This is a genomic window from Gluconacetobacter brunescens (assembly GCF_048695475.1).
Taxonomy (GTDB): domain Bacteria; phylum Pseudomonadota; class Alphaproteobacteria; order Acetobacterales; family Acetobacteraceae; genus Gluconacetobacter.
The window spans coordinates 2,594,073-2,607,851 of the sequence record NZ_JBLHEN010000001.1; the positions used below are offsets into that span (position 1 = coordinate 2,594,073).

Below are 13,779 nucleotides of genomic sequence, written 5' to 3' on the forward strand. Positions count from 1 at the left end.
ACGAAGTTGGCGGCCGGATCCACCATCGACGCATTGGGTCAGTTCGAGCTCCATCCCGTTCTGGGTGGCCTGGGCGAGGCGCTGCGTTTCAGTCAGTCGCCCCTCATGATGATCGTGGCCTCGGTCGCGGTGCTGGCGTTCCTGTATGTCGGCATGCGTCCCAAGGCCGTGGTGCCGGGGCGCCTGCAGGCCGCCGCTGAAATCTGCTACGATTTCATTCACAACATGGCCGTGGATACGATCGGTCCGGAAGGGCGCGCGTTCTTCCCGTTCGTCTTCACGCTGTTCTTCTTCATCCTGGCCGGCAATTATCTGGGCCTGCTGCCCTTCTCCTTCGCCTTCACCAGCCATGTCGCCGTCACGGTCGCGCTGGCGTTGATGGTGTTCGTGCTGTCGGTGATCGTCTCGCTGAAGGTGCAGGGCGCGAAATTCTTCGCGCATTTCATGCCCGCCGGCGCGCCGATCGCCCTGGCGCCGCTGCTGGTGCCGATCGAAATCCTTTCATTCCTGTCGCGTCCCGTGAGCCTGTCGATCCGTTTGTTCGCCAACATGGTGGCCGGTCACGTGATGCTGGAAATGTTCGCCGCCTTCACGATCATGCTGGCCGGGCTCGGACTGATCGGCGACGCCCTCGCCGTCGGTCCCGTGGTCATCAATGTCGCGCTGATGGCGCTCGAATTGCTGGTGGGTGCGTTGCAAGCCTATGTCTTCGCGATCCTCACCTGCATCTATCTGCGGGAGGCGGTCGCGCACTGACCGCGACGCCGCCCCAGCCCTTTTGAACGCCTGAACCAAACAAGGAAAGCCTCGCTATGGACATCGCTGCAGCCCGGGAAATTGGTGCCGGTATCGCCGTTATCGCCCTCGCCGGCGTCGGCATCGGCCTGGGTAACATCTTCTCCACGCTGGTCAGCAGCATCGCCCGCAACCCCGCCGCGCGTCCGCACGTGTTCGGCCTGGGCATGCTCGGCTTCGCCCTGACGGAAGCCGTGGCCCTGTATGCCCTGCTGATCGCCTTCCTGATCCTGTTCGTCTGAGACCGGAGACCAACGTGGCACGTTCCGCGGCCTCAAGCATCCGCCGGGTGGCGTCTCTCGCGACGCCGCTCGCGCTGGCCTTGCCCGTGATGGTAATGGCCGCGCCGGGCGCGCGGGCCGCGGGCATGCCACAGCTGGATTTCGCCAACCCCCTCGTCATCGGCCAGGTGATCTGGGGCGCCGTGATCTTCCTGGTACTGTATGTCCTGCTCAGCCGGTCGGCGCTGCCGAAGGTCGAAGCGGTACTGACCAGCCGGCGGCAGACGATCGACAACGATCTGGATATCGCCCGTCGCGCCAAGGCCGAAGCCGACAGCGCGGTGGACGAACTGCACCAGGCCCGTCGCACCGCGATGGCCGAGGCGCAGGCGAATGTCGACAAGGTGATCGAGGACGCGCGCCTCAGCGCCCTGCGGCAGACGCAGGAGATGAACGCCCGTCTGGCCGTCGAGATTCACGAGGCGGAAGCCCGCGTCGCCGCCGCCCGTGCGGCGGCCCTCGGGTCCCTGCGCCAGATCGCGGACGAAACAGCGCAGGCGCTGGTGCGTCAGGTGACCGGTGCATCGGTGCCCGCCGATGTGGTGGCCCGGACGGTGGACCACGCCGCCACGGCGCGCGGCCTCTGATCGCGCCACAGTAAGGAACAGGTTCAAGACCATGCTGCACGAACCCCGTTTCTGGACGGCCGTCGCCTTCTTCCTTTTCTTCATCCTGTTCGGCAGGAAGATCTGGGCACCGCTGGCCACGGCTCTCGATGCGCGGGCCGAGCGCATTCGCGCCGACCTCGACGAAGCCGCGCGCCTGCGTCGCGAAGCCGAGCAGATGCTCGAGGATGCCACGCGCGAGCGTGAGACGGCGCTGGCCGAGGCACGCGCCCTGGTCGAGCATTCGCTGGCCGAAGCCAGCCGGATTGCCGAGGATGCGAAGCGCGAAGCCGAAGCCGTGGCCGCCCGCCGCGAGCAGATGGCCCGCGACCGCATTGCCGCATCCGAGCGCAGCGCGGTGCGCGAAGTCCGCCAGGTGGCGATTGATGTGGCGGTCCAGGCCACGCGCGATGCGCTGAGCGTTGCCCTGCCGGCCGAAACCGCGCAGCAGATCGTCGACCGTTCGATCGCCGACCTGCCGTCGGCCCTGTCGTCTCGCGCCGCCTGAGCGGAACCGGTCTACTGACCGCGCCCGTCCCTTCCGACCGTTCCGAACCGATCCTGTCCATTGTGGCGGCGGTTCTGAACGAGGTGGAGAATATCCGCCCGGTCTGTATCGAACTGGCCGAGGCCGCACGCGCCCTGCCGCCGTGCGAAATCATCTTCGTCGATGACGGCAGTACCGACGGTACTGTCGAGGCTCTGGTCGCGGCCAGGGCCGAGGGCATCCTGCCGAACTTGCGCATCCTCAGCCACGACCGGCGGCTCGGCAAGTCCGCTGCCGTGCGCACCGGGGTCGAGGCCGCGCGCGGCCAGTGGATCGCCACCCTCGATGGTGACGGGCAGGACGATCCCATGGAAATCGTCCGGATGTTCGATCTGGCGCAGAAAGCCCAGGGGCCGGCACCGCTGGTCGTGGGCGTCCGCCTGCGCCGGCAGGACACGCTGTCGCGACGCCTGGCAACCCGATTCGCCAACGGCCTCCGCCGCCGCCTGCTGCGGGACGGGTGCCCGGATACCGGGGCGCCGCTGAAACTGTTCCGGCGAGCCGATTTCCTGCGCCTGCCGCAATTCGAGGGCGTGCATCGCTTTCTGCCGGCGCTGTTCGGCCATTATGGCACGCCGCTGCTCTGCCAGCCGGTCCGGCACCGCAACCGGCTGCACGGATCGTCGAAATACACCAATCTGAATCGTGCGGTGGTCGGTATCCGGGATCTGCTCGGCGTGATCTGGCTGATCAACCGCACGCGGTTGCCCCGTCAGGTCACGGAACGCTAAGAGCCTGTTGCAAATGCCGCCGCGGGCGGCGGCCTGAGAGGCCGGATCGGCACGCTCGACCGGGCATTGCCCCATCCCGACCCTTCCCGAGGAGACGTGCCGGATGACACGGCTGACCGTGCGTCATTATCTTCTGCTCGCGCTGGGCACCTTCATGCTCCTGCTTCCCGGGCGGGCCAGCCTGCCGCCCCTGGATCGCGACGAACCCCGCTACATGGAAGCCAGCGCGCAGATGCTGCGTAGCGGCGATTTCATCGATGTCCGTTTCCAGGACAAGCCGCGCTATCTGCAACCGGCCGGGATCTACTGGCTGGAAGCCGCATCGGTGGCCGCCACCGGCACGCTGGAACGTCGCGCGGTCTGGCCCTATCGCATTCCCTCGCTGCTGGCGGCCACGGCTTCGGTGGTGCTGACGGCCTGGATCGGCGCCACATTGTTCGGTCCCGCCAGCGGACTGCTGGCGGCGGCCCTGCTGGCGGTATCGGTGCTGATGACGGCGGAAGGCCGCATGGCCACCATCGACAGCACCCTGCTGCTGACGGTGCTGCTGGCCGAAACCGGGCTGCTGCGGGCCTATCTGGACCGTGAAAAGGGGCAGCCCACCCCCGTTTCGGCCGTCCTGCTCTATTGGATGGCGCTGGGGGCGGGGCTGATGCTGAAGGGCCCGGTGGTCCTGATCCCCGGCTTCGGCACCCCGCTGGCCCTGGCACTGGTGGAGCGGCGCATCGACTGGTGGCGCCGATTGCGGCCGGCATGGGGATGGCTAGTGATGCTGGCGATCGTCCTGCCTTGGTGCATCGCGATCGGCGTCGTCAGCCATGGCGATTTCTTCTCGCGCGCCGTGGGCACCAATTTCCTCGGCAAGGTCGCCAGCGGGCAGCAGGCGCATGGCCTGCCGCCGGGCTATCACCTGGCGGTTTTCGCACTGGCCTTCTGGCCCGGATCGATCTTCGCGGCGCTGGCGCTGCCTTTCGTCTGGGCCCGGCGGCACGCGCCGCCGGTGCGCTTCCTGCTGTGCTGGATCGTGCCGCACTGGCTGGTGTTCGAGGCGATCGCCACCAAGCTGCCGCATTACGTCCTGCCGACCTACCCGGCGATCGCCCTGCTGGCGGCGGCGGCGATCATGACCACGCCCGATCGCTGGCGCTGGCCCGCCTCGCGCGCCGCCCGCGCCGGGCTGGTACTGTATGGCGCATTGTGGCTGGCGGTCGGCCTGGTCCTGTCCGTTGCCGGGCCGGTGCTGCTCTGGCGGCTGGAGCATGATGTCGCGCCGGCTTCCCTGCTGGTGCCCATCGGTGCGCTGCCGCTGCTGGCGCTCGCCTCCTGGCTTCTGGTCCGCCGCCAGGTGCTGCACGCGGCGATGTCCGCCATTGCGGCGGCGATCATCATTCATGTCGGCCTGTTCCTGACCGTGGTTCCGGCCCTGAAGACGATCTGGCTCAGCCCGCGCCTGGCGGCGCTGGTCGATGATTACCGGCCATGCCCCGATACGCTGGTCGTCTCGCCGTCATTCTCCGAGCCCAGCCTGGTCTTCCTCGTGGGCCAGAACACGGTCCTGGTCGGCCCGAAGGACGCGGCAGACGTGCTGCGCGACAACCGGGCATGCGGCCTGGCGCTGGTGGACCGGAAGGACGAGCCGGTCTTCCGCGACCGCCTTCATGCCGATGGGCTGGATGTGATCGAATTCGGCCGGGTGTCGGGGTTGAATTATTCGACCGGCAAGCATCTTGATATCGGCTTGTTCGGTCCGACACCGCCGTGAAGGAAGATCGTTCTTTTTTGAAAAAAAGAACCCAAAAACTTTGATTCGTTCAGGAGCCTTGTGCCTGGGGCATACGATGTCCCTGAACGGATAAAAGTCTTTTTGCTTCTTTTTCTTCAGAAAAAGAAGAAGAGAGAGCCCCCATGATCACCCTGCCGCGCCTGCTGATAATCCTGTCGTTTCTATTCCTCAGCCTTCCGGCGGCACGGGCCGACACGCCCGAAACGGTAACGGTGATCCTCGACTGGTTCCTGAACGCCGATCACGCGGCGCTGCTGGCGGCCGATTACAGCGGTGCCTTTCGCCGGCACGGGTTGCAGGTGCGCCTGATCGCACCGTCCGACCCGGGGTCGCCGGCGCGGCTGGTGGCGGCGGGGCAGGCCGACCTGGCAGTGTCCTATGAGACCCAGCTCGGCATGCTGGCCGACCAGGGCATTCCGCTGGTGCGGGTCGGCACGATGATCGACACGCCGCTGGATACGCTGATCGTGGCGCCGGGCCTCAAATCCTTGAAGGACCTGAAAGGCAAGACAATCGGCATCTCGATGGCCGGTGTCGATGACGCGGTGCTGGCGGCGATGCTGGGGTCGGTCGGCCTGTCGCTGTCCGACGTGCGGCAGGTGAACGTCAATTTCCAGCTCGAACAGGCCCTGATGTCGCATTCGGTCGACGCGGTGATCGGCGCCACACGGACCTACGAGCTGATCGACCTCCGGCAGAAGGGGTTCGACCCGGTTGCCTTCTATCCCGAGGAACATGGCGTTCCGCTGAACGATGAACTGATTTTCCTCGCCCCGCGCGACCATGCCCGCGACGCGAAGATCGTCCGCTTCATGCAGGCGCTGGAGGAAGGCACCAACGCCCTGCTGAACCACCCGGACGAGATCCTGGCCCAGGCGGTGCATGACCACCCGGAACTCGACACGCCCCTGAACCGCGCGGCCTGGACGGCGACATTGCCGCGCGTCTGCAAGCAGCCGGCGCTGCTCAACGGCCGGCGCTATCGCATTTTCATGGATTTCCTGCACGCCCAGGGCGTGGTGCATCGCACGCTCGACCTCTCCGCCTACGCGATCGACCCGACAGACAGCGCGCCGTAACAACGACGCCCGGCAAAGGCCGGGGCATGCGAGGGTCTTGGTCAAAGGAGGGCCCGCCCCCGGGACAGAGCCAGCCGGATAGTCCGGGCCGGTCATCCAGGGCAGGGCGAGGCTCGGCGCGGAACAGCACGCCGGGCGGATGGAAAACCATCCTGATCCGACACAGGCCGGATCTTATGCCCGCCGTCAGGCAGGCATGCAGGCCATGGTGCAGGTCACAGGGACCGGCCGCCATGGCCGCCGCATCAGGCGATGCGGTCGGCGACGGCAGTGGCCAGCATCAGCGCGGCAACGATCGGCAGGAATGCGACGAGCGGCAGGAACGACGCGACGTCCATCGAGCTGGCGACAAGGTTACCAATTTCCTGAATAAACATTATCCGAAATCCTACGAGTTGGTGTTGGGTGCGGAACCAACACCGAAATCGGGTCTCTCGCAATACAAAAGAACATGAGACCAGATGCTAAAAAAACGCATAGTAACCATAGGACGAATAGTCTGTTCACTTCGTAAACAGCGTCCTGTTTATTTCACGGAGTCAGAAAAACGAATCCGACCATTTCTGGTGAATTTTTGTGCGGAACGCGAGAGGCGGATTGCTGCGTCCGACAAATAAGGCCATAAAATAGGCATGTTGCCTATTTTATGGCCTGTCATATTTTTAATGAGGAAATCGGGCCCCAATCGGCCGATCGCTCAGTCTTTCGGGTGGGTGGATCGTGCCCACGATGTGGTCATGCGCAGACCATGCCAGGCGAGCAGGCTGTCGCACAGAAACGCGGCCAGCGCGCCCACCGTACAGATCAGCGCCATGCCGAACATCACCACCAGCCACGATGCCACCGAGGAATCGCGCAGGCTGCCCAGAAACAGCACGAAGGCCGCGCCGCAGGTGGCCGCTCCGCCGACGGCGGCCAGCAGGATCGAGGCATCGAGCAGCAGGGTGCGCCGGTGCAGGTGCCGGATATGCTGGCGCAGATGGCGGCGTTCCGTCGGGACCTTCGTCGTCGCCAGCGCGTCGTTGGACTTTTCGATATGGTCCGATACCCGTGCCAGTCGGGTATTGAACAGGTTCAGCAGCGTGCCGATCCCCGACAGCATGAAGATCGGCGTCAGCGCGGTCTGGATCAGGTGGGCGACACTGTCGATCGGTTCGTCGGGCAGGATTCCGGGGAAAGGGGACACGGGGGCTCCTTGTGATGGTGCTGCTGTGGGGAATGGCGAGAGGGCGAATGATCGGGGGGAGTAACTGTTGAAACCGGTCGGGGCTTCCGATGCAACCGAAACCGCTTGCCCGGCGCCGCCAGACGGCCCAGCCTTCATGGCGGGAGAAAGGCCGATGTCTCATAATTACGCAACGCCCATGACGCCGGAACGACGCCTGGCCCGCCTGCTGTCGCGCATCCCCGAAGACTGCATCGTGCGTATCGAGCGCCTGCCGGGCACGACGGAGGCCGCGCGCTGGCGGGCCGCGATCGGCGAGGCAGGCAGCGCCGATTGCCCGGCGGAGCGATGGAGCGCGCCATTCGATACGATGGCCGACGCGCTCGAGGCCGCATGGAGGGCGGTGCGCCCCCCGGCGGAGCGCAGCCGGGGGACTTGAGTTCCAGGAGGCGGCGCTTATGGTATCGGGCGTACGTTTTTCGGAGCTTCTGTTCGTGGATTGTCCGGCATGACGGATCATGAAGGGCCGGGGCCGGCAACCTGGACACTGACCCTGTCCTGCCCCAACCGGCCGGGCATCGTGGCGGCAATCGCCACGACCTTGTACGAAGCCGATGGCAATATCATCGAGGCCCAGCAGTTCGACGATACCGAAAGCGGCGTGTTCTTCATGCGCGTCGTCTTCACCGGCCGGGCCGATGCCGAGCGTACCGAATGGCTGCGGGCGCGGCTCGATGCCGTGGCCTCGCGGTTCCGCATGAACTGGACGCTGCATGACCGCGCGGTGCGCCGCCGGGTCCTGCTGATGGTCTCGAAATTCGACCATTGCCTGGTCGACCTGCTCTATCGCTGGCGCATCGGCGAACTGCCGATGATCCCGACCGCGATCGTCGCGAATCACCCGCGCGAGACCTACGCCCATATCGACATGGGGGACATTCCCTTCCACTATCTGCCGGTCACGCGCGACAACAAGGCGGAACAGGAAGAAGAATTGTGGAGCCTGGTGCAGCAGACCAATTCGGAACTGGTCGTGCTGGCCCGCTACATGCAGGTGCTGTCGGATTCCCTGTCCGCGCGGCTGTCGGGCCAGTGCATCAATATCCATCATTCCTTCCTGCCGGGCTTCAAGGGCGCGCGTCCCTACCATCAGGCCCACGCGCGCGGGGTGAAACTGATCGGCGCCACGGCGCATTATGTGACGGCGGATCTCGATGAAGGGCCGATCATCGAACAGGATGTCGAACGTGTCAGCCACAGCGACACGCCCGACGATCTGGTGCGCAAGGGCCGCGATATCGAACGGCGCGTCCTCTCGCGTGCCGTGCGCTGCCATCTCGACGACCGGGTGATCCTGAATGGCAACAAGACGGTCGTATTCGGAGACTGATCGCGTTTCCGCCGTAGATTAGGAGGCCGAGGGTACGTTTTCTTAATACTTTTTTGGTGTCGTTTCCTGGGTTCTATTGCCGCGACATGGTGCGGAAGGCATTGAGGCATGCATAGACGATTTGGGTTTTTCATTGTTTTTTGACAGGGATCTGAATCGGATGGCTGGCCGTCATGTTGCGGTCCCGGCTTACGGGATATGCGCGCGTGTCTGATCATTTCGTCTGCCTTCTCGACCCGGCGGAGCGCGTCACGGCCTGGAGCCGTGAAGCCGAGCGGCTGACCGGGCATGCTGCCGACGATGTGGTCGGCAGCCCCTTTGCCGGCCTGTTCCTCGTTTTCCCCCCCGCTTCGTCTTCAGGCGGCCACGCGCCCGGCGGGCATGTGGGGGTCTTCGTCCGTCAGGACGGGGTGCATGTGTGTGTTCGCGTCTGCCGCCACGCCCTGTACGGCAGGCGGGCGGATTTCGATGTGCCGGTGACGGTCGCGATCTCGCAGGATGATCCGGACGCGGCAAGCCGGGGGAATGCGGAACTGCACGGAGCGTTGGACGCATTGCCGGACGGCATTGCCCTGTTCGGCACCGGCCAGGACCTGTTGCATTATAATGTGCGCTTCGATGCCCTGATCGGTCGGGTGGAGGATGTCCTGGAGCCGGGCGCCGCCGCCCGAACGATTCTCGCCGCGCTGACCCGTACGGAATGGACCACGGGCGAGGCTGTCCAGCCTGCCGTGCCCGAAGGCTGGTCGACCGAGATCCTGCGGCTGGGGCGCACGCTGGCCCTCTCCTGGATCCGCTTGCAGGATGGGCGTTTCCTGTTGCTGTGCCGCGATGTCACCGACCTGCGGCGCCTGGAAAATCGCACACGTTTTCTCGAACAGCATGACGACCTCACCGGCCTGGCCAACCTCCAGGGGCTGCGGCTGCAACTGGGCATGTTGTGCGAACGGGCATCCGGGCCGTTTGCGGTACTTTATTTCGACCTGTTCGGCTTCAAGCGCATCAATGATTCGATGGGCCACGCGGCGGGTGACGAATTGCTGCGGATCGCAGCCCTGCGGGTGCGGCGTACGGTGGGGGTCGGAGATATCGCCGCCCATATAAGGGGCAACAAGTTCGCGCTGATCCTGCGTTCGGAACAGGGCGACCAGGCGATCCGCCGGTTTGCCCGGATGCTGCGCAGTGTCCTCTCCCGTCCCATGTCGGTTCTCAAACATGAGGTGACGGTGGGGATCGCGATCGGGGTCGTGCGTTTCGCGACCGACGGCGACGATCGCGAAACGCTGATGTCCAAAGCCGATGTCGCGCTTCATTGTGCCAAGGGTGGCAGCGATGACGGGATCTGTTTCTACGATCTGGAACGCGACAGCCTGCGCCAGCGGCGCATGGACCTGGAACGCGACCTGCATCATGCGCTGGCCAGGGGAGAATTCATCTTATTCTACCAGCCATTCCTGAATGTCAGCAGCGGCCGGATCGTCGGGGTCGAAGCCCTGATCCGCTGGCGGCATCCGCAACAGGGCCTGATTCCCCCGGGCGATTTCATCCCGGTGGCCGAGCGGATGGGCCTGATGCACGAGATCGGCGCCTGGACGCTGGAGACGGCATGCCGTCAGGCGATGGACTGGCCGGATGATATCATGGTCTCGATCAACATATCGGCGGCGCAGTTCCGTCACGATGGGCTGATCGATAATGTGGAGACGGCGCTGCAACGCGCGGGCTGCCCGCCCTCGCGCCTGGAACTGGAAATTACCGAAACCGCGATGATCGACGACGTGCCCAGGGCGGCCTGCGTCCTGAAACGCCTGCGCGAGCAGGGAATACAGATCGCGCTGGACGATTTTGGAACCGGCTATTCCTCGCTCAGCTTCCTGCACAGCCTGCCATTCACGCGGATCAAGATCGACCGCAGCTTCGTCAACGACCTTCATGGAGGTGACGGTGACGGTGCGGCAATCATCCGGGCGATTACCAGCCTGTGCGGAAGCCTGAATGTCGTCGCCACCGCCGAGGGTGTGGAGACGCAGGAGCAGTTCGATTACCTGAAGGGCATCAATTGTTCTGAAATCCAGGGCTTCCTGATCAGCCGCCCTTGTCCGGCAGAAGAGATCGGGCCCTTTCTCGAAAAGATCAACCGACCCAACCCGCCCGCCTGACCATACGGATTGCCGTCAGCGCGCCTTGCCCGGCGGGCTCGGGCCGCAGTCCGCAGACCGCAGACCGCGATCTGCGGCCGCGCGCCACGCCGCGATACAGGAAAGCGCAGGATTCTGACAGCCACCCCGCGCGGCAATGCCGGCGACCCGATAGGATGGCGGTCTTTCGAAGAGGGAACCGCATGCTCGGCCTGCTGTTTTTGTGTGTCGTGGTCATCTGGGGCACCACCTGGTTCGCCATCCATGTGCAGGTCGGTGTTACCGTGCCGGGCACGGCGATCTTCTGGCGGTTCATGATCGCGTCGGTCGCGATGGGCGCATGGCTGTTGCTATCCGGCCGGCTTCGCCGGGTCGCATGGCGCACGCATCTGTGGCTGGCCCCGATGGGGGCATGCATGTTCTCGGGCAATTTCCTGGCGATCTATGGCTCCGAGATCTATCTGGCCAGCGGCACCGTCTCGGTCATCTTCAGTGTGGCAACCCTGTTCAACACGCTGAATCAATGGCTGTTCTTCCGCCTGCGCCCCAGCGTGCGCAGTATTGTCGGCGGCTGTATCGCGATCGGGGGCGTCGCCTGCCTCACCGGCATGGGCGGCGTAGGCGGCATTTCGCAGACTGGCGTGGTCCTGGCATTGACGGGAACCTTCCTGTTCTCCTGCGGCAACATCCTGTCGCGCCGGGTGGCGATGGCGGGGGTGGACCTGCCCAACGCGGTCTATCGCGGCATGCTCTGGGGCTGCGCGGTGCTGGCGGTCTCGCAGGTAATACGCGGGGAATCGCTGGCGGGATCGACCGATCCGGCCTGGATCGCGGCCCTGCTTTATCTCGCCCTGCCCGGATCGGTCGTCGCCTTCCTGGCCTATCTGCATCTGGTGCATCGTATCGGCGCCGACCGCGCGGCCTATACCACTATCCTGTCCCCGGTCGTAGCCTTGCTGATCTCGATCCTGTTCGAGGGCACGCATTGGACATCGGGTATGACGCTGGGGGTCGGGCTGGTGCTGGCGGGTAATCTCGTTACCTTTGCCCGGATCGGCAGTGTTCGTTCTTTTTTGCAAAAAAGAACCAAAAAACTCTGATTCGTTCAGGAGCCTTGTGCTTGGGACATGCGATGTCCCTAAACGAATGAAAGTCTTTTTGCTTCTTTTTCTTCAGAAAAAGAAGAGCCTTCACTCAACCACCCGCGGCACCGACTGCCCCCGCGTCAGGTCGGCAATCCGGGCAACGGCATTGTCCACGTCGCCTTCAGGCACCGCAACCACCATCCGCGCCCCCTCCGCATCGAACACCTCTTCCTCCACCACCGCATCCAGCGCGGGCAGGCGCGCCTGTAGCAGCGCCAGGTCGCCAAAGCCGCAATGAAAGGTCAGGCGTGTCCGCCGCACGATCGGCACGCGCGGCGCCAGGCGCAGGCATTCCGCCGCCGTGCCGCCATAGGCGCGCACCAGCCCGCCGGCACCCAGCTTGATGCCGCCGAACCAGCGGGTGACCACCACGACGACATTGTCGAAACCCTGCCCGTCGATCACCTGCAAAATCGGCCGGCCGGCCGTGCCGCCGGGTTCGCCATCGTCATCGCTGCGGTAATCCTGGCCGATGCGATAGGCCCAGCAATTATGCGTGGCGTCCAGGTCCGACACGGCGCGGACAAAGGCCAGCGCTTCGGCAGGCGTCGTCACGGGCGCCGCCTGCGCCAGAAACAGGCTCTTGCGCACGTCGCGTTCCAGTCGGGCGGGTTCGGCCAGCATCACCAGGCCGTCGGCGCTCATGCCTCCTCGCTATCCGTGCCGCCGAACAGGGCCACCAGGTCGCCCAGATGGCCGATTTCATTCAGGTGCAGCCCCTCGGGCGCCACCAGCCGCGTATTGCCGCGCGCGATGCGCCGGGGCAGGAAGGCGGCATCGAAGCCCAGCTTCTGGGCCTCCTTCAGCCGCGCATCGACCTGCGCCACCTGCCGGATCTCGCCGGAAAGACCAATCTCGCCGAAATACACGGCACCCGCATGGGTCGGCTTGCCGGTGGCGGCCGAAACCAGCGCCGCAGCCACCGCCAGGTCGGCCGCCGGCTCCAGCACGCGCAGGCCGCCCGCGATGTTCAGATGCACGTCCATGCCATGCAGCTTCAGCCCGCACCGCGCCTCCAGCACCGCCAGCAGCATGTTCAGGCGTGACGTGTCCCAGCCCACCACGGCCCGGCGCGGCGCGGAATCGCCCGATTTGGGCGAGAGCAGCGCCTGCACCTCCAGCAGCACCGGCCGCGTGCCCTCGATCCCGGCAAACACCGCCGAGCCCGCGATATTCCCCCGCCGTTCGGCCAGGAACAGCGCGGAGGGGTTCGGCACCTCGACCAGCCCCTGGTCGGTCATGGCAAAAACGCCGATTTCATCGGTCGCGCCGAACCGGTTCTTGGCGGCCCGCAGGATGCGGAACTGGTGGCCGCGATCTCCTTCGAAATACATCACCGCATCGACCATGTGCTCCAGCACGCGCGGGCCGGCCAGCGCGCCTTCCTTGGTCACATGCCCCACCAGGATCAGGCTGAACCCCCGCTGCTTGGCCAGCCGGATCAGTTCGAACGCGGTCGCTCGCACCTGGCTGACGGTGCCGGGCGCGCTCTCGACCGATTCCAGCCACATGGTCTGGATCGAATCGATCACGACCAGGGCCACGTCGGGTTCGCTCTCCAGCGTGCCGGCAATGTCCGTCACGTTGATGGCGGCGGCAATCTCCAGTCCCGGCGCGTCCAGCCCCAGCCGGCGCGCCCGCAGGCGGATCTGGTCCACCGCCTCTTCGCCCGAGATATATTTCACCCGCCGGCCGGCGGCGGCCAGCGCGCAGGCCGCCTGAAGCAGCAGGGTCGATTTGCCGATGCCCGGGTCCCCGCCCACCAGCACCACCGAGGCCGGTACTAGCCCGCCTCCGAGCACGCGGTCCAGCTCGGCCATCCGCGTGCCGATGCGCGGCGGCGGCTCGGCCGTACCGGCCAGGCTGACGAACGCGACCTTCGCCCCCCGGCTGCGACGCGGTGCCGTGCCCCCGGTGGCGGCGGGCTCGGCGGCTTCCTCGACAATGCTGTTCCACGCGCCGCAGCTTTCGCATCGCCCGGCCCATTTGGGAAAGACGGTGCCGCAGGACTGGCAGACATAATGGACGGAAGGACGGCGGGCCACGGTGACTCCGAAAGGAAAGGAAGTCCGTTCTTTTTTGCAAAAAAGAACCAAAAAACCCTGATTCGTTCAGCAGCC

Annotated in this window: 15 protein-coding genes; 11 read left to right on the plus strand and 4 right to left on the minus strand. The window is 65.4% G+C overall.

The features are described 5' to 3' along the window. Positions 1-6 precede the first annotated feature (6 nt). The 7 genes from ACMAUO_RS11565 to ACMAUO_RS11595 all read left to right on the plus strand — a co-directional run bounded on the left by ACMAUO_RS11565 (position 7) and on the right by ACMAUO_RS11595 (position 5,821). Positions 7-756, plus strand: a complete 750-nt coding sequence (locus tag ACMAUO_RS11565; RefSeq protein ID WP_420357019.1) for a F0F1 ATP synthase subunit A — start codon at positions 7-9, stop codon at positions 754-756. Positions 757-812: 56 nt separating this feature from the next. Then, complete coding sequence (locus tag ACMAUO_RS11570; protein WP_012224283.1) at positions 813-1,037, plus strand: ATP synthase subunit C family protein; 225 nt, start codon at positions 813-815, stop codon at positions 1,035-1,037. Positions 1,038-1,051: 14 nt separating this feature from the next. Continuing rightward, positions 1,052-1,663: a F0F1 ATP synthase subunit B gene (locus ACMAUO_RS11575; protein WP_420357020.1), complete on the plus strand. Its 612-nt coding sequence runs from the start codon at positions 1,052-1,054 to the stop codon at positions 1,661-1,663. Positions 1,664-1,694: 31 nt separating this feature from the next. Continuing rightward, on the plus strand, positions 1,695-2,189 hold the full coding sequence (locus ACMAUO_RS11580; RefSeq protein WP_420357021.1) for a F0F1 ATP synthase subunit B: 495 nt from the start codon (positions 1,695-1,697) through the stop codon (positions 2,187-2,189). Continuing rightward, positions 2,186-2,959 (plus strand): glycosyltransferase family 2 protein, encoded by a 774-nt coding sequence (locus tag ACMAUO_RS11585; protein ID WP_420357278.1) that lies wholly within the window; start codon positions 2,186-2,188, stop codon positions 2,957-2,959. Before ACMAUO_RS11580 ends, ACMAUO_RS11585 begins: the two co-directional genes overlap by 4 nt. Positions 2,960-3,062: 103 nt before the next feature. After that, complete coding sequence (locus ACMAUO_RS11590; RefSeq protein ID WP_420357022.1) at positions 3,063-4,721, plus strand: ArnT family glycosyltransferase; 1,659 nt, start codon at positions 3,063-3,065, stop codon at positions 4,719-4,721. Positions 4,722-4,864: 143 nt separating this feature from the next. Then, complete coding sequence (locus ACMAUO_RS11595; protein WP_420357023.1) at positions 4,865-5,821, plus strand: ABC transporter substrate-binding protein; 957 nt, start codon at positions 4,865-4,867, stop codon at positions 5,819-5,821. Positions 5,822-6,066: 245 nt separating this feature from the next. On the opposite strand, the gene ACMAUO_RS11600 is transcribed toward ACMAUO_RS11595, so the two are convergent. Beyond that, positions 6,067-6,198 (minus strand): hypothetical protein, encoded by a 132-nt coding sequence (locus tag ACMAUO_RS11600; RefSeq protein ID WP_255318197.1) that lies wholly within the window; start codon positions 6,196-6,198, stop codon positions 6,067-6,069. A 320-nt stretch (positions 6,199-6,518) separates the two neighbouring features. Then, on the minus strand, positions 6,519-7,007 hold the full coding sequence (locus tag ACMAUO_RS11605; protein WP_420357024.1) for a DUF2721 domain-containing protein: 489 nt from the start codon (positions 7,005-7,007) through the stop codon (positions 6,519-6,521). 154 nt (positions 7,008-7,161) lie between these two features. On the opposite strand from ACMAUO_RS11605, the gene ACMAUO_RS11610 reads away from it, so the two are divergent. The 4 genes from ACMAUO_RS11610 to ACMAUO_RS11625 all read left to right on the plus strand — a co-directional run bounded on the left by ACMAUO_RS11610 (position 7,162) and on the right by ACMAUO_RS11625 (position 11,614). Then, on the plus strand, positions 7,162-7,425 hold the full coding sequence (locus tag ACMAUO_RS11610; RefSeq protein WP_420357025.1) for a hypothetical protein: 264 nt from the start codon (positions 7,162-7,164) through the stop codon (positions 7,423-7,425). Positions 7,426-7,494: 69 nt separating this feature from the next. Next, complete coding sequence (gene purU / locus ACMAUO_RS11615; protein ID WP_420357026.1) at positions 7,495-8,376, plus strand: formyltetrahydrofolate deformylase; 882 nt, start codon at positions 7,495-7,497, stop codon at positions 8,374-8,376. Positions 8,377-8,582: 206 nt separating this feature from the next. Continuing rightward, a complete protein-coding gene (locus ACMAUO_RS11620; protein ID WP_420357027.1) occupies positions 8,583-10,535 on the plus strand; it encodes a putative bifunctional diguanylate cyclase/phosphodiesterase in 1,953 nt (650 codons plus the stop codon). A 182-nt stretch (positions 10,536-10,717) separates the two neighbouring features. Further along, positions 10,718-11,614, plus strand: coding sequence for a DMT family transporter (locus tag ACMAUO_RS11625; protein ID WP_420357028.1), 897 nt, complete (start codon positions 10,718-10,720; stop codon positions 11,612-11,614). 90 nt (positions 11,615-11,704) lie between these two features. Here ACMAUO_RS11625 and ACMAUO_RS11630 read toward each other — a convergent pair whose 3' ends face one another. Both ACMAUO_RS11630 and radA read right to left on the minus strand, forming a co-directional pair. Next, a complete protein-coding gene (locus tag ACMAUO_RS11630; protein ID WP_420357029.1) occupies positions 11,705-12,304 on the minus strand; it encodes an IMPACT family protein in 600 nt (199 codons plus the stop codon). Further along, positions 12,301-13,704 (minus strand): DNA repair protein RadA, encoded by a 1,404-nt coding sequence (radA, locus tag ACMAUO_RS11635; RefSeq protein ID WP_420357030.1) that lies wholly within the window; start codon positions 13,702-13,704, stop codon positions 12,301-12,303. Before radA ends, ACMAUO_RS11630 begins: the two co-directional genes overlap by 4 nt. Positions 13,705-13,779: the final 75 nt, after the last annotated feature.